17 protein-coding genes are annotated in these 14,059 nt (G+C 71.1%); 7 read left to right on the forward strand and 10 right to left on the reverse strand.

Annotated elements, in window-relative coordinates:
• Nucleotides 1-2 precede the first annotated feature (2 nt).
• The 6 genes from ACIBP6_RS38475 to ACIBP6_RS38500 form a co-directional block, all read right to left on the reverse strand.
• Nucleotides 3-776, reverse strand: a complete 774-nt coding sequence (locus tag ACIBP6_RS38475) for an SDR family NAD(P)-dependent oxidoreductase (protein WP_397059053.1) — start codon at nt 774-776, stop codon at nt 3-5.
• A 48-nt stretch (nt 777-824) separates the two neighbouring features.
• Nucleotides 825-1,163, reverse strand: a complete 339-nt coding sequence (locus tag ACIBP6_RS38480) for an STAS domain-containing protein (RefSeq protein WP_132613562.1) — start codon at nt 1,161-1,163, stop codon at nt 825-827.
• Between the two features lie 126 nt (nt 1,164-1,289).
• Nucleotides 1,290-2,027, reverse strand: coding sequence for an energy-coupling factor ABC transporter ATP-binding protein (locus tag ACIBP6_RS38485; RefSeq protein WP_397059055.1), 738 nt, complete (start codon nt 2,025-2,027; stop codon nt 1,290-1,292).
• A complete protein-coding gene (cbiQ, locus tag ACIBP6_RS38490; RefSeq protein ID WP_397059057.1) occupies nt 2,021-2,776 on the reverse strand; it encodes a cobalt ECF transporter T component CbiQ in 756 nt (251 codons plus the stop codon). The genes ACIBP6_RS38485 and cbiQ overlap by 7 nt, the downstream gene beginning before the upstream one ends.
• Nucleotides 2,777-2,779: 3 nt before the next feature.
• Nucleotides 2,780-3,781: an energy-coupling factor ABC transporter permease gene (locus tag ACIBP6_RS38495; RefSeq protein WP_397059059.1), complete on the reverse strand. Its 1,002-nt coding sequence runs from the start codon at nt 3,779-3,781 to the stop codon at nt 2,780-2,782.
• A gap of 77 nt (nt 3,782-3,858) precedes the next feature.
• Complete coding sequence (locus tag ACIBP6_RS38500) at nt 3,859-5,706, reverse strand: glycosyltransferase family 2 protein (protein WP_397059061.1); 1,848 nt, start codon at nt 5,704-5,706, stop codon at nt 3,859-3,861.
• Nucleotides 5,707-6,010: 304 nt separating this feature from the next.
• Between ACIBP6_RS38500 and ACIBP6_RS38505 the strand changes: the two genes are divergently transcribed.
• The 3 genes from ACIBP6_RS38505 to ACIBP6_RS38515 all read left to right on the forward strand — a co-directional run bounded on the left by ACIBP6_RS38505 (nt 6,011) and on the right by ACIBP6_RS38515 (nt 7,934).
• Nucleotides 6,011-6,370 carry a hypothetical protein gene (locus tag ACIBP6_RS38505; RefSeq protein ID WP_397059063.1) on the forward strand — a complete coding sequence of 120 codons (360 nt, stop codon included), beginning with the start codon at nt 6,011-6,013 and terminating at the stop codon, nt 6,368-6,370.
• Nucleotides 6,371-6,388: 18 nt separating this feature from the next.
• Entirely contained in the window at nt 6,389-6,763 is a 375-nt protein-coding gene (locus ACIBP6_RS38510) for a ClpX C4-type zinc finger protein (protein WP_397059065.1), read from the forward strand.
• Between the two features lie 229 nt (nt 6,764-6,992).
• Nucleotides 6,993-7,934, forward strand: a complete 942-nt coding sequence (locus tag ACIBP6_RS38515; RefSeq protein ID WP_397059067.1) for a D-2-hydroxyacid dehydrogenase family protein — start codon at nt 6,993-6,995, stop codon at nt 7,932-7,934.
• A 1-nt stretch (nt 7,935) separates the two neighbouring features.
• Here the strand turns inward: ACIBP6_RS38515 and ACIBP6_RS38520 are convergent, their stop codons facing one another.
• A complete protein-coding gene (locus ACIBP6_RS38520) occupies nt 7,936-8,505 on the reverse strand; it encodes a CGNR zinc finger domain-containing protein (protein ID WP_132622649.1) in 570 nt (189 codons plus the stop codon).
• A 74-nt stretch (nt 8,506-8,579) separates the two neighbouring features.
• Here ACIBP6_RS38520 and ACIBP6_RS38525 point away from each other — a divergent pair, with 74 nt between their 5' ends.
• Nucleotides 8,580-9,344, forward strand: a complete 765-nt coding sequence (locus ACIBP6_RS38525) for a class I SAM-dependent methyltransferase (protein ID WP_397059069.1) — start codon at nt 8,580-8,582, stop codon at nt 9,342-9,344.
• On the opposite strand, the gene ACIBP6_RS38530 is transcribed toward ACIBP6_RS38525, so the two are convergent.
• Both ACIBP6_RS38530 and ACIBP6_RS38535 read right to left on the reverse strand, forming a co-directional pair.
• A complete protein-coding gene (locus ACIBP6_RS38530; protein WP_397059071.1) occupies nt 9,341-10,357 on the reverse strand; it encodes a DUF418 domain-containing protein in 1,017 nt (338 codons plus the stop codon). The genes ACIBP6_RS38525 and ACIBP6_RS38530 overlap by 4 nt on opposite strands.
• An 82-nt stretch (nt 10,358-10,439) precedes the next feature.
• Nucleotides 10,440-10,949 carry a hypothetical protein gene (locus tag ACIBP6_RS38535; protein ID WP_397059072.1) on the reverse strand — a complete coding sequence of 170 codons (510 nt, stop codon included), beginning with the start codon at nt 10,947-10,949 and terminating at the stop codon, nt 10,440-10,442.
• A 134-nt stretch (nt 10,950-11,083) separates the two neighbouring features.
• On the opposite strand from ACIBP6_RS38535, the gene ACIBP6_RS38540 reads away from it, so the two are divergent.
• On the forward strand, nt 11,084-11,998 hold the full coding sequence (locus tag ACIBP6_RS38540) for an SDR family oxidoreductase (protein ID WP_397059074.1): 915 nt from the start codon (nt 11,084-11,086) through the stop codon (nt 11,996-11,998).
• Nucleotides 11,999-12,005: 7 nt separating this feature from the next.
• Here the strand turns inward: ACIBP6_RS38540 and ACIBP6_RS38545 are convergent, their stop codons facing one another.
• On the reverse strand, nt 12,006-12,347 hold the full coding sequence (locus tag ACIBP6_RS38545; RefSeq protein WP_397059076.1) for a YciI family protein: 342 nt from the start codon (nt 12,345-12,347) through the stop codon (nt 12,006-12,008).
• A gap of 105 nt (nt 12,348-12,452) precedes the next feature.
• Between ACIBP6_RS38545 and ACIBP6_RS38550 the strand changes: the two genes are divergently transcribed.
• Nucleotides 12,453-12,962 (forward strand): DUF4365 domain-containing protein, encoded by a 510-nt coding sequence (locus ACIBP6_RS38550; RefSeq protein WP_132622659.1) that lies wholly within the window; start codon nt 12,453-12,455, stop codon nt 12,960-12,962.
• Nucleotides 12,959-14,059 carry a hypothetical protein gene (locus tag ACIBP6_RS38555; protein ID WP_397059078.1) on the forward strand — a complete coding sequence of 367 codons (1,101 nt, stop codon included), beginning with the start codon at nt 12,959-12,961 and terminating at the stop codon, nt 14,057-14,059. The genes ACIBP6_RS38550 and ACIBP6_RS38555 overlap by 4 nt, the downstream gene beginning before the upstream one ends.

Genomic DNA, 14,059 nt, shown 5'->3' on the forward strand with positions numbered 1-14,059 from the left:
CCTCACTTGGGCTGGAAGCGGATGCCGCCGTCGAAGCGGACGACCTCGGCGTTCATGTAGTCGTTCTCGATGAGCGACCTGACCAGGTGGGCGAACTCGTCGGCCCGCCCCATGCGCTTGGGGAAGACCACCGGAGCCACCAGCTTGGCCTTGAACTCGTCGGAGTTGGGCGAGAAGCCGTAGATCGGGGTGTCGATGATGCCGGGGCAGATCGTGTTGACCCGCACGCCGACGGCGGCCAGGTCGCGCGCGGCCGGGACGGTCATGCCCACGATGCCGCCCTTGGAGGCGGAGTAGGCCACCTGCCCGGTCTGGCCCTCCAGCGCCGCCACGGACGCCGTGTTGATCACGACGCCGCGCTGCCCGTCCTCGTCGGCCGGCGCGGTCTTGGCGATGGCCGCCGCGCCGATGCGCATGAGGTTGAACGTGCCGATCAGGTTGACCTCGATGACCTTGCGGTACGAGGCCGGGTTGTGCGGGTTGCCGTCGCGGTTGACCGTGCGCTCGGCCCACCCGATGCCGGCGCTGTTGACCACCACGCGCAGCGGCTTGCCGGTGGCCACGGCAGCGTCGACGGCCGCCTGCACCTGCTCCTCGTCGGAGACGTCCGTCTTGACGAAGACTCCGCCGAGCTCGTCGGCGATGGCCTTGCCGCGCTGCTCGTTGAGGTCGGCCACGACCACCGCGGCGCCGGCGCGGGCCAGCTCGCGGGCGGTGGCCTCACCGAGGCCGCTGGCACCGCCGGAGATGATTGCTGCAGATCCGTTCACGTCCATATCCCGGACCCTAACCCGCCAACCGAATGAAGTTCTACTCGGGGGCGGCTAAATCTCTCCCACGGCGGTGTCGACGTCGGCGTAGACCTTGATGCGCCGGTCGAGCCCGGTGGTGCGGAGGATGCGCGCCACCGGCGCCTGCGGCGCGGCCAGGGACACGCCGCCACCCTCTCCGGTCGCCAGCCGCCATGCCTCGATCAGCACCGACAGGCCGCTGGAATCCATGAACGACAGTTGCTGCAGGTCGAGCACGAGCTTGGCGCCGTCCTGCTTGATGGCGTCACGCACCTCGTCGCGCAGGAACGGGGCGGTGAACAGGTCAAGCTCTCCTTCAACGGCCACCACCACGGCATCGCCCAGGGCGTGTCGTGCAAGCCGCAGCTTCATTTGGCCCCTCCTCGATGAGCCACTGTACTTCGACATCCCCGGATAGCGGGCATGCACAAACTACGAAGAGTCCGATGCAGCACGGCAAGACCCCCTAAATGGGCGCCAAACCCCCGTCAAGCACGGTCATCCGGCCGGAATGGCGAACCCGTACGGAAGTTCCAGGCGGTGGCGGGCCAGCAGGTCGGTGTCGGCCAGCAGCTCGCGGGTGGGCCCGTCGGCGGCGATCACGCCACCGGACAGGATGAGCGCGCGCTCGCACAGCTCCAGCGCGTACGGCAGGTCGTGGGTGACCATGAGCACCGTCACGTCGAGCGAGCGCAGGATCTCGGCCAGCTCCCGGCGCGCGGCCGGGTCGAGGTTGGACGACGGCTCGTCGAGCACCAGGATCTCCGGTGCCATCGCGAGCACCGTGGCCACCGCGACCCTGCGCCGCTGGCCGAACGACAGGTGGTGCGGGGGCCGGTCGGCGAACTCCAGCATGCCCACCCGCTCCAGCGCGTCCTTCACCACCCGGTCGAGCTCGTCGCCGCGCACGCCCGCGTTGGCCGGGCCGAAGGCGACGTCGTCGCGGACGGTGGGCATGAAGAGCTGGTCGTCGGGGTCCTGGAAGACCAGGCCGACGCGCTGCCTGACCTCCTTCAGGGTGTCTTTCGCGACCGGGGTGCCCGCCACGGTGACGGTGCCGTGCCCGGCGGTGAGAATGCCGTTGAGGTGCATGACGAGGGTCGTCTTGCCGGCGCCGTTGGGGCCGAGCAGGGCCACGCGCTCGCCGCGGGCGATCGACAGGTCGACGCCGAACAACGCCTGGGTGCCGTCGGGGTAGGCGTAGGCGAGCTGCCGGACTTCGAGTGAGTTCACCACGGTAGACCCCATATTGCCAGGGCCGCGGCGGGCAGGGCGAGGGCAGTGCCCCATTGGCCTACCGATGCCGAAATATCGTGGATGATCGGCATTTCGCCCGTGTAGCCGCGGCTCAGCATCGCGAGGTGCACCCGCTCGCCCCGCTCGTACGAGCGGATGAACAGCGCCCCGGCCGAGCGCGCGAGCACCGGGATGTGCCGGATGTCGCGCGCCTCGAAGCCGCGCGACTCCCTGGCCACCCGCATGCGCCGCATCTCGTCCACGATCACGTCCATGTAGCGGAGCATGAACATGGCGATCTGCACCAGCAGGCTCGGCAGCCGCAGCCGCTGCGCCCCGACGAGGATCACCCGCGGCTCCGTCGTGGCCGCCAGCAGGATCGAGGCGACCACTCCGAGCGTGGCCTTGGCCAGGATGTTCCAAGCCGCCCACAGGCCCGGAACGCTCAGCGAGAGCCCCAGCACGGTCGTGCGCTCCCCCAGCCCGATCACCGGGATGAGGAACGCGAACAACACGAACGGGATCTCGATCGCCATCCGCCGCACGATGTGCGCCGCCGGCACCCGGGCGGCCACCGCGACGGCCGCGAGCAGCAGCGCGTACGCCGCGAAGGCCGAGAACCGCTCGCGCGGCGTGGCCACCACCACGATGGCGAAGGCGAGCACCGCGAGCAGCTTGCACTGCGGCGGCAGCCGGTGCACGACCGAAACGCCCGGCAGGTAGAGCTGGTGATGATGGCCCGCGCCCACGTGTCACACCTTGGTCTTGTCACGACTCCTGGCGGCGTAGGCCACGACACCGCCGATCAGCAGCACGAGCCCGACGCCGATGATCCCCGCCACGCCGACCGGGATTCCACCCACGTCACCGTAGTCCGCCAGTGCCCAATGACCGAACAGGTGGTCGCTCTCCTGGTCGATGAAGCCGTGGTTCTGGGCCACCGCCTCCAGCCCGTCGGGCTCGGGCGAGGCGAAGAACGACACCGCGCCGGCCAGCACCAGCGTCAGGCCGACGCCGCCGAGCAGGAACGGCTTGAGCGTGCCCCTGGGGGCCACCGGCCGCTCCTCGCCCGCGGTCGTGGTCGTGCCTTCGGCGCTGCGCAGGACCAGCGGCTTGGTCAGGCCGCGGGCGCCGTACACGAGGTCGGGGCGGACGGCCAGCACGGCGCTGACGGTCAGGGCCGTGATGACGGCCTCGCCGATGCCGATCAGGACGTGCACGCCGCCCATCGCGGCCGCGACCGCGCCGACCTCGATCGGCGCCGTGCCGCCGATCCAGAACAGCAGCGTGAACACCAGCGCCGAGGCGGGCACGGAGACCAGCGCGGCCAGGAACGCGGCCACCACCACTCTCCCCCGCGCCAGACCGGTGACCAGCCGGAAGACTCCCCAGCCGACGAGCACGGTGACGATGCCCATGATGGTGATGTTGACGCCGAGCGCCGTCAGGCCGCCGTCGGCGAAGAACACGCCCTGCACCAGCAGGACGACGGCCATGCACAACACTCCTGTGGAGGGCCCGACGAGTATCGCGGCCAGCGCTCCCCCCAGCAGGTGGCCGCTGGTGCCGGCCGCGACGGGGAAGTTCAGCATCTGCACGGCGAAGATGAACGCGGCCACGAGCCCGGCCATCGGGGCGGTGCGGTCGTCGAGCTCTCTGCGCGCCCCGCGCAGGCAGACCGCGACACCGGCGGCGGCCACCACACCGGCCGACAGGGATGTGACCGCGTTGAAGAAGCCATCGGGTACGTGCACGGCAGGCCTCCATGCCGAGAGAACGGACAAGCGCTCCCACTGTAGGACATCGTGTTGCAACTGCACATAGGTGGCAATTACCGAATTATCCTCTTAATCAGCCGCTGGGCGGTCAGCCGCCGCACCACCGCGCTCAGCCGCCCCTTGCCCGGCGTCGCGTACGGCCGCACCGTGCGCAGCAGCGCCACCGCCCACCAGCCGCGCGGCGCCGCGACGGTGTCCTCGTCCGTCTCGATCCTGAACCGCGCGGGGGGCCCGCCCAATTCCAGCTCCAGGTAGGCGTCCCAGGTGCCGGGCGCCAGCCGCCCCACCGCGGGCCTGGCCACGAACCCGCCTCCGGGCAGGGCCACCACCCGGTCGGTGCGCTCGTGGCCGGTGGCCCGCTCGCGCCAGACGATCCGCCGGATCGCCGAGGCCGCCGGGGCGGTGCCGGCCACGCTGACCTCGCCGTCGACGAGCAGCCGCTGCCCGAGCGACCACCGGGTGCGGACGAGCCGCGCCGCGCCCGGCACCGCCGCCACGTGGCCGCCCATGTCGATGCTCAGGTTGCCGTTGTCGCGGGTGAAGTACGGCACCGCCACCACGCCGCCGACCAGCCGGGGCTGGGGACGTCCGACGCCGCTGTCGCGCTCGGCGCCGAGCCGGCCGAGCCGGACGACGCCCTCGATCTCGACCGCCACCTTCAGGTCCCAGACGCCGGAGTCGAGCGCGCCGACGTCGATCCTGGCGGTGAACTCGCCGCCCTTGCGCTCGGCCGGCAGGACCAGCTCGCGGGCCGGGTCGTGGCGGGCGCGCAGCACCACGGCCAGGCCGTCGTCCCTGGGATGGCCGGCGAGCCGGGCGGCGCCGGAGACCACCAGGCAGTCGCCCTCCCAGCGCAGCCCGGTCAGGCGCCGGCGGATGGTGGCGCTCTCGATGCGGGCCAGGCGCACCAGCCGGTCGACGTCGTCGAGCGCGGTGGCGCGCTGCCGGTCGATGGTGCCGAGCCGCTCGTGGACGCCGGGGGTGTACCACTCGTCGCACAGCGCGGCCACCTCCCGCGCGATGTCCTTGCGGCGCACGTCGTCGCTCTCCAGGAACACCGGCCCGAGCTGGGCGAACACGTCGAGCCTGAAGTGCCGGCGCAGCAGGTGGTCACGCAGCGGGCCGGGCCCGACGTGCCGGGCCATGAGCCGGATCGGCTCCCTGATCATGGTCAGCCAGCCGAGCGGGTCGCGGCTGCCGGGCTGCTGCATGATGCTGCTGCCGTCGGGGCGCGACACCAGGTGGTAGCAGTCGTAGTCGGCCACCACCGAGATCACCCTGGCGTGGCAGTAGGCGTGCACGGTGAACAGGATGTCCTCGCCGATGAGCATGCCCTCGCCGAAACGGAGGCGGTGGCGTTCGATGAGCTCGCGGCGGAACAGCTTGAAGCAGCTCAGGCTGTTGTAGACCGTGCTGTCGCCCAGGTCGGCCCGGTCGGCGCTGCGCTGGAACATCGACTGCGGCGCCCGCCGGCCGTGGCCGACGACCTTGCCGAGGACGATGTCGGAGCCGTTCCTGTCGGCCATGGCGACCATGCGTTCCAGGGCCTCGGGGCCGAGGTAGTCGTCGGCGTCGCAGAAGAAGACGTAACGGCCGGTGGCGTGCTCGATGCCGAGGTTGCGCGGCCGCCCGGCTCCGGTGCTCCCGCCGGGAATGCGGACGACCTTGACGGTGTCGCCGTGGTATTCGGCGTACAGGTCGAGGAGTTCGGCGCTGCCGTCGGTGGAGCCGTCGTCCACGACGACGATCTCCTTCTTCACCCGCTGCACCAGCGCGGACGTGAGGCACCGGTCGAGGTAGGCCCGGCAGTTGTGCACGGGGATGACGACGCTGACGTCGACCGCGTCGTCTCCGCTCCCTGTCGCCGACATCGCCACCATCGCCGCCACTTCCAGAGTCACGTTGCGCTGCCATTCCGTTTCAGTATGTGACGAGCGATGGGTCCCGCGGGGGCGGTTCCGAGGTCTTCATCCCCCCCTTTTGCTAACACCGGAGAATCGCGGCAATCGGCCAATAAAGGGAGTCACACCCGCCAATTACCGCATTCAGCCAGCTCCGAATGCGTTTCAGGGATGAGGTTTTCCCTCCTGGGAGAAGAATCCTCACCGCGCGGATCACTACGACACCACCGCGTACGCTGCGTGATCCTCTGACGGCACATACGCGTCTACAGTTAGGCAACCTTGAGGCGGGAGGTGGCGGGAAATGGGATCGGAGCTCCGCGGGGAAGTGACCGGCGGATCGGTCGTGCACACGGCCGAGTTCATCGTCTCCTCGGCACGACTGGGAGAGCTGTACGAATGCTCTGCGCTGCTGCGCCGTACGAGGCTGCGGGCCGAGGAGATCGTGGACGAGGCGCGCGCGCTGCTGGAGGAGGCGGAGCGGCGCGGTGACGCCGCCCGCGCCGTGGAGCTGCGCGACCAGCTGGAGACCGCCCGGACGAAGTACTGCCAGGTCCTGAACGCTTACATGACGATCCTGCGCCGGATCAACGAGGAGCGGCAGGAGATCCTCCGGGTCCAGATGGAACGGGACCGGATCGAAGGCTTGTCAGGTGCCGCCTGACGGACGTAGTGTCAGGACATGCCTGACTGGAAGGACAAGCTCCGCTGTTCGTTCTGCCACAAGAAGAGCACGGACGTGAACAAGCTGATCGCCGGTCCCGGGGTGCACATTTGCGATGAGTGCGTCGGCCTGTGCCACGAAATCCTGGAGGCAGAGCGACAATCCGCCGAGCAACATTCCGGCGAGCCCCGGCTTCCCGCGTGGGAGTCGATGACCGACGAGCAAATTCTCGAGCACCTGCCGAAAATCGCCGCCGTGCAGGCCCAGGTGGACGACAACCTGCACGACTGGGTGTTGTATCTGCGCACCCGCGACGTCAGCTGGGAACGCATCGGCGCGGCGCTCGGCATGACCCGGCAGAGCGCGTGGGAGAGGTTCCGGAGCGAGATCTGACGATTCGTGAACCTTTGTGGCCTCTGACACGTCCAACCGATAAGGAGGCCTGAAATGCGCGTTCTGGACGGTCTCGCGGCGCCCGACCTGGAGCTGCTCGACCTGGAGCTGCTTCTCGTCCTCGCGCTGCACGAAGAGGCGGAACGCCTGGCCTCCGGCTGAACGGGCTCCAGCTCCCCGGCCGCCCCGGGGAGCTGGAGCAGGGGGGTCTTCCGTAGCATGTGGGGTCATGCTGCGATGCGCCGTGCTGGACGACTACCAGGGCGTGGCCCTGGGCCTCGCCGACTGGTCCCGGGTGCGGGCGACGAGCTTGCGCGAGCACTTCACGAGCCGCGACGATCTCGTGGCCGCCGTGCACGACTGCGAGATCGTGGTCGCCATGCGGGAGCGCACGCCGTTCCCCGCCGAGGTGTTCGACCGGCTGCCCAACCTGCGCCTGCTCGTCACCACCGGCATGCGCAACGCCTCCATCGATCTTGAGGCCGCCCGGGCGCACGGCGTCACGGTCTGCGGCACGTCCGGCGGTTCGACCTCCACGGTGGAGCTGACCTGGGCGCTGATCCTCGGCCTGGCCCGCCACCTGGTGCCCGAGGCGACCGCCCTGCGCGCGGGCGGGCGGTGGCAGAGCACCGTCGGCGCCGACCTGCACGGCCGCACCCTCGGGCTGATCGGCCTGGGCCGGATCGGGGCGGGGGTGGCCGCGGTGGGGCGGGCGTTCGGCATGGACGTGCTGGCCTGGAGCCAGAACCTGACGCGCGAGCGGGCCGAGGAGTGCGGGGCGCGGCTCGCCCCCGACAAGGACGCCCTGATGGCCGGCTCCGACGTCGTCTCCGTCCACGTGGTGCTCGGCGACCGGACGCGGGGGCTCGTCGGCGCGCGGGAGCTGGGCCTGATGAAGCCCACCGCGTACCTGGTCAACACCTCGCGGGCGGCGATCGTCGACCAGGCCGCGCTGCTGTGGGCGCTGCGTGAGGGCCGGATCGCCGGAGCGGGGCTCGACGTGTTCGAGGAGGAGCCGCTGCCCGCCGGGCACGAGTTCCGCACGTTGCCGAACGTGCTGGCCACGCCGCATCTCGGCTACGTCAGCGAGCTGAACTACGCGACGTACTTCCGGGAGGCCGTGGAGGACATCGGCGCGTTCCTCGACGGGGCGCCGATCCGGGTGTTGTGAGTCAGTCTCCTTTGGCCCTGGCCCGGAAGGCCGCGGTCTTGACGCGGTTCTGGCAGGCGGTCGAGCAGAATCTGCGGGTGCCGTTGCGGGAGACGTCCACGTAGACGCGGTCGCAGTGGGGGGCCGTGCAGACGCCGAGGCGGTCGTGGAACTCGCTGCCCAGCACGATCGCCAGGCCGGTGGCGCAGCTCGCGGCCCAGCTTCCCGCCGTGGTGTCGTCGCTGCCGTGGAAGTGCAGGTGCCAGGGCTCGCCGTCGTGCCGTTCCAGCATGGGCCTGGCCTGCGTTTCCCGCAGCAGTGTGTTCACCTGCGTGGCCGCGCTGTCGACGTCGCCGTCCGCGACCGCGGTGAAGACCGCGCGCAGCCGCGCGGCGACCGCGGCCAGCTGCGCGCCCTCCTCGGTGCCGAGCTCGCGGTAGGCCGGATAGGCCGTGCGCAGCGCCGCGGTCGCGGCGGCGCCGCCGTCCTCGGGAAGCCGGAAGGGTCGCCCGCGCCGCTCGCCCGGGGTGAGCTCGTTGACCAGGGTCACCGCGACGCGGACCACGGTGTCCATGTGACCGTTGAAGTCCAATTGACCAGTTACACCTTTGTGTTCTATGTTCGTGACTGTCCAAAGCTTAAACGACAGTCACAAGGAGATGTGCTGTGCTCACTCACGATGCCGCAACGAAGTGGATGGCGCGCTGGGACCGCCAGCAGGAGGGCTACCTGCCCGACCGCGAGGAGCGGTTCACCGTGATGATCGACGCGGTGGAGGCGCTGGGGCGGCCCGACCCCGTGGTGGTCGACCTGGGGTGCGGGCCCGGCTCGTTGTCGGCGCGGCTGCTGGAGCGGCTGCCCGAGGCCACCGTCATCGGCGTGGACGCCGACCCGTTGCTGCTCGGGCTGGGGCGGGCGGCGTACCCGCACGTGAGGTTCGTCTCGGCGGACCTGCGGACGAGCGGGTGGACGCGGCTGCTGGAGCTGGAGCGCCCCGTTGACGCGGCCGTCAGCACGACCGCGCTGCACTGGGTCTCCGAGCAGGACCTCAAGAGCATGTACGCCGAACTGGCGGCCGTGCTCCGGCCCGGCGGCCTGCTGCTCAACGGCGACCACATGGAGACCGACGACGCCACCCCGGTGCTGGCGCGGCTGGAGCGCGCCGTGCACGACCGCCAGAGCGAGCGGGTCTTCGGCGCGAACCCGCCCGAGGACTGGCGGGCCTGGTGGGACGCGATCAAGGCCGACCCGGCCTTCGCCGAGCTCGACCAGGAGCGCACCACCGCGGGCGCCGACCACCGCGGCTCGGAGTCCAGTCTGCTCTCCCAGCACGTCGGCGCCCTGCGTGAGGCCGGCTTCACGGAGATCGGCACCCTGTGGCAGCGCGGCCACAACCGCCTCCTGTGCGCCGTGCGCGTGGGCGAGCTCTAGGCGTCGCGGCGCAGCGGCGGGCGACGCCACCAGGTGACCCAGCGCCAGAGCCACTCCAGCGGACCCTGGCGGTGGCGGCGCAGCCACAGGCCCGACAGGACGCACTGCGCCGTGAGGATCCCGGCGGCGATCGCGAGCACGGTGAGCGTGTCCCACGTCTCCGGCGGCCCGCCGATCAGCCGCCCGGCCAGCAGGACGATGACCGTCGCGCTCAGGTAGTTGGTCAGCGCCATCCGCCCGAGCGGCGTGAAGACGGCCACCAGCACGGGACGCAGGCGGGTACGGAGCAGGACGAGCAGGACACACACGTACACACCGGCCATGAGCAGCCCGGCCACGGCGAGCGCGATGACGAACGACCTGTCGTCCGGCTGGTCCGCGTACCGGATCTGGACCCACAGGGCGGGTGCGGCGGTCACCGCGAAGACCGTGCCCAGCAGGGCCGGGCCGCGGGCCGAGCGCTCGATCCGGGCGATCACGCCGTACCGGGTCAGGGCGGAGCCCAGCAGGAACAGCCCCGGCACCAGCGGGACGCCGTTCGAGCCGAGGGCCAGCGGCGTCACGAGCAGCACCCCCGCCAGCGCCGCCACGACCCCGCGGGGCAGCCACGTGGACGGCAGCAGCACCGCCAGGCCCACGACGGCGTAGATCGTCAGGATGTCGCCCTGCCACAGCAGGAACATGTGCGCCAGCCCCAGGGCGAGCAGCGCCAGCAGGCGGCGCAGCAGCACGACCCTCGGCCGGGACGTCCGCCTCTCGGCCGATTCCAGCATGAGCGAGAAGCCCACGCCGAACAGGAACGAGAAGATCGGGAAGAACCGCTGGTCGACGAGTAAGCCCAACCAGGCCAGCGGGTCGTGGCCGCCGGCCCCGGGCTGGACCACCACGGCGGGGTCCACGTTCGCGATCGGCCGGACGTTGGCCACCAGGATCCCGCACAGCGCGAACCCGCGTACGACGTCGAGGGCGGTGATGCGGCTCCGGGCGGGATGGACCGCAGATTCATGCGACATGCGGATCATCCTGCGGAGCCCGTCGGCGGCCCGCATGAGTCGAAAGCAGGGCCCCCGGCGGTACTTTCGGCCGGTTTCCGCGCTAGGCGAGGATGCCGCAGAAGGCCGAGAGCGCGTCACCCAGCGCCGTGGCCTCCCGCAGCGGGTGCGGCCCCGCCGCGAACGCGATGTCCAGCCGCCCCTCGGCGTCGCGGACGAGCACCACCCGGCCGACGTCCTTGAGGGCCCCCGCGTTGACGGCCAGCCCGGTCACCACGTAGTGGGTCGGGTTGCCGGCCTCGTCGAAGTGCGTGGTCTGGGTGAAGGAGTCGGGCCCCTCGGTCACCACCTTGCCGGTGGCGAGGTTCTGGACGGTGTTGTCCTCCTTGATGTGGGCCTGCTCGCGCAGGAGCCGCCCGTCGGCGTCGAAGAAGTGGGTCAGGCCGGCGGTGAGGTCGATCGTCCAGGCGACGGGGAAGCCGCAGGCCTCTCCCTGGTCGGACACGACGCGATGCTGGGTGAGAGTGGATCGCTCCGGCGGCCGGGCCTGGGCGGGCGAGGCGGTGACGAGCATTGCGCAGACGGCCAGCGCCGGTAAGGCGGCACGCTTCATGACGGCTCCTCGATCATCGACCGGTGTCCGCCTGCACCGTAACCCGCGCCCGGCCGCCTGACCATCCGCCCGCGGGCAGACGACGGCGGGAAAAGATGACAGGCGTTGTCGGGTATCACGGCTAGCTTCGAACCATGAACAAACCCCTGCAGGGCAAGATCGCGCTGGTGGCCGGCGGCACCCGCGGCGCCGGGCGCGGCATCGCCGTGGAGCTGGGCGCGGCGGGCGCCACCGTGTACGTGACCGGCCGGACCACGCGCGAGAGCCGATCCGAGTACGGCCGCCCGGAGACCATCGAGGAGACCGCCGAGCTCGTCACGGAGGCCGGCGGCGAGGGCATCGCCGTCCAGGTCGACCACCTGGAGCCCGAGCAGGTGCGCGCCCTCGTCGAGCGCATCGAGCGCGACCACGGGCGCCTCGACGTCCTGGTCAACGACATCTGGGGCGGTGAGCTGCTCGCCCAGTGGGAGACGCCGCTGTGGGAGCACGACCTCGCCGGCGGGCTGCGGCTGCTCCGGCTGGCCATCGACACGCACGTCATCACCAGCCACTACGCGCTGCCGCTGCTCATCAAGCGGCCGGGCGGCCTGGTGGTGGAGATGACCGACGGGACGAAGGAGTACAACGACCGCAACTACCGCGTCTCGTTCTTCTACGACCATGCCAAGAGCGCCGTGCTCAGGCTCGCGTTCGGGCAGGCGCACGATCTGCGCCCGTACGGATGCGCGGCGGTGGCGCTGAGCCCGGGCTGGCTCAGGTCGGAGATGATGCTGGAGCTGTTCGGGGTGGGCGAGGACAACTGGCGGGACGCCACCGCCCGCGAGCCCCACTTCGTGATCTCGGAGAGCCCGCGTTACGTCGGCCGCGCCGTCGCCGCCCTGGCCGCCGACCCCGAGGTGATGCGCTGGAGCGGCGAGTCGCTCGACAGTGGCCGGCTGGCCCGCGAGTACGGCTTCACCGACCTCGACGGCTCCCAGCCGGACTGCTGGCGCTACCTGGTCGAGGTGCAGGACCCCGGCAGACCGGCGGACGCCACCGGTTACCGCTGAGCCGGGGTCACGCCTCCCAGACGGGCCGGATCTCGATGCCCGCACCGATGGGACAGCGCCGGGCGATCTCCTCGGCCTCGTCCAGGCCGGCGCATTCGATGAGGTAGAAGCCGGCCAGATCCTGCCGCAGCGCCATGAACGGCTCGTCGGCGGCGACCGGTCCGTCGCCGGAGGGCCGCAACGACCTGGCCTCCGCCGCCGGCTTCAGGGCCTCACCGGAGAACGGGATGCCGCGTTCGCGCAGGTACGCGGCGAACGCGGCATGCTCGGCCACCGCCGCGCCCATCTCCTCCTCCGAGACCGAGTCCCAGTAGTCCTCTGGATCGAACAACAGCAGGGCGAATTTCATCGTCGACCTCCACCCGCGAGCATGCCGGAAAAAGACGGCCGAGGGCCGCTCGTCGGGAGATAGTCTCTTGCGTTGCGGATTGTGCGGGAGAGGCGAGGAGACTGCGTGCTCGACCAGCGGAACCATCAGGGCAAGTTCGCTGAGGACTATGTCCGGGCACTCGCTTCGGCGGCGGGGCTCCTCGTCTACAAGGACGATCTCGATCATGACGGGATCGACCTCGGCTTCCGTCATCCGGGCAGATCCGGATATATCGCCTCACCGGCCATCGAGGCGCAGATCAAGTCCTGGTCCGCGCCCGCGACCCAGGGGCCCGACCTGCTCTTCCGCGGTCTGAACGAGGTCCAGTACAACAAGCTCGCCGCGGGCCCGTTCCTCGTCCCCCGTTACCTGTTCCTCGTCGTGGTGCCGGCGGAGAGCGAGCACTACGCGCGGGTCGAGACGGACGGGCTGATGCTCAGCAGGCTCTGCTACTACCGCGGCTTCGAGGGCGAAGAGCCGATCCTCGATCCCAGCCCGAAGCGGTACGCGACCGTCCGGGTGCCGCTGGGCAACGTGCTCACCGTTCGCGCGTTACGCGAGCTCGTCGGCGCCCCCACCGGGTCGCCGGCGTGACCGGGAGTCTGTCGGTCGCCGACGTGGCGAGCTATGTGGCCGCCACCGGCTGGGTCCGCCGGCCCGAGGGCTGGCGCGGCGCGACCGTCTGGGTGCACGACGGCGATCACGAGATCCTCGTGCCCGGCTCCGACGACCTCGCCGACACGCCCCGGCGACTCAGGGAGATCCTCACCGTGCTGGCGAAGGTGGAGGAACGTTCCCGAGAGGACATCGCCTCCGACATCGGCACCCCCATGGCCGACGTCCAGTGGTATCGCGCCCCCATCGTCCCGCAGGACGGGCAGTTCGGGCTCGTCGACGCGGTCACCGCCTTCAGCAGCGCCCAGGCCGCTCTCGGCGCGGCCGCCCGCGCCGCCCTGACCGGGCCCCGGTCGGTGTTCGACGGCGCGGCGCCCAAACCGGTGCGCGACCTGCTCGCCCGCGTGCGCATCGGGCCGATCGTGCCCTCCGGCGACCTGCTGACCGTACGCGTGCCGTTGGACCGTGCCGACCAGGGAGAACCTCCGCTCGCGCGCCGCACGCTGATCGTGCTCCAGCGGGCGACCACGCTCCTGCGCGAGGCCGGCGACGAGGCCCGCAGGACCGGCGACATCAGCGTCTTCGACCGGGTCGTCGGCGACGGCGTGTCCGCCGACCTGTGCGCGGCGCTCGCCCGGTTCGCCGGCGCCGATCCCGGCGCCCGTTTCGAGGTTGGCTTCCGCTGGGCGCGGGGCCTGCCCTCCGCCGAACCGGCGCGAACGGTCGTCTTCGAGGCCGAGACCGGACGGCTGCTCCGCCGCGTCGCCCACCGGCTGCGGCGGCTGCACCGCGAGCACGCCTCGGTCACCGGTCTCATCGGGACGCTGTTCGACAACGGCGGCGAGGACCGGTTCCGCGTCCACGTCCGCGGCGAGGTGTCCCTCGCCGGCGGCGAACCCCGCAGCTCCCTGTGGGTGCGGCTGCCCGGCGAGGCGGCTTACGACGTGGCCGTCGAGGCCCACCGCACCAGGACGCCCGTACGCGCCCACGGCACGCTCATGGAAGTGCACGGCCGTCTCGAACTGATGGCCGACCGTTTCGCCCGAGTCGTCGACGATCGATCCGAGGAGACCTGA

The organism is Nonomuraea terrae (assembly GCF_044465245.1).
Lineage (GTDB): Bacteria > Actinomycetota > Actinomycetes > Streptosporangiales > Streptosporangiaceae > Nonomuraea > Nonomuraea terrae.

Excerpts from the sequence above, each read along its gene's own strand:
- ACIBP6_RS38475 (WP_397059053.1), bottom strand. The coding sequence starts at position 776 with ATGGACGTGAACGGATCTGCAGCAATCATCTCCGGCGGTGCCAGCGGC.
- ACIBP6_RS38480 (WP_132613562.1), bottom strand. The coding sequence starts at position 1,163 with ATGAAGCTGCGGCTTGCACGACACGCCCTGGGCGATGCCGTGGTGGTG.
- ACIBP6_RS38505 (WP_397059063.1), top strand. The coding sequence starts at position 6,011 with ATGGGATCGGAGCTCCGCGGGGAAGTGACCGGCGGATCGGTCGTGCAC.
- ACIBP6_RS38510 (WP_397059065.1), top strand. The coding sequence starts at position 6,389 with ATGCCTGACTGGAAGGACAAGCTCCGCTGTTCGTTCTGCCACAAGAAG.
- ACIBP6_RS38515 (WP_397059067.1), top strand. The coding sequence starts at position 6,993 with ATGCTGCGATGCGCCGTGCTGGACGACTACCAGGGCGTGGCCCTGGGC.
- ACIBP6_RS38530 (WP_397059071.1), bottom strand. The coding sequence starts at position 10,357 with ATGTCGCATGAATCTGCGGTCCATCCCGCCCGGAGCCGCATCACCGCC.
- ACIBP6_RS38535 (WP_397059072.1), bottom strand. The coding sequence starts at position 10,949 with ATGAAGCGTGCCGCCTTACCGGCGCTGGCCGTCTGCGCAATGCTCGTC.
- ACIBP6_RS38540 (WP_397059074.1), top strand. The coding sequence starts at position 11,084 with ATGAACAAACCCCTGCAGGGCAAGATCGCGCTGGTGGCCGGCGGCACC.
- ACIBP6_RS38545 (WP_397059076.1), bottom strand. The coding sequence starts at position 12,347 with ATGAAATTCGCCCTGCTGTTGTTCGATCCAGAGGACTACTGGGACTCG.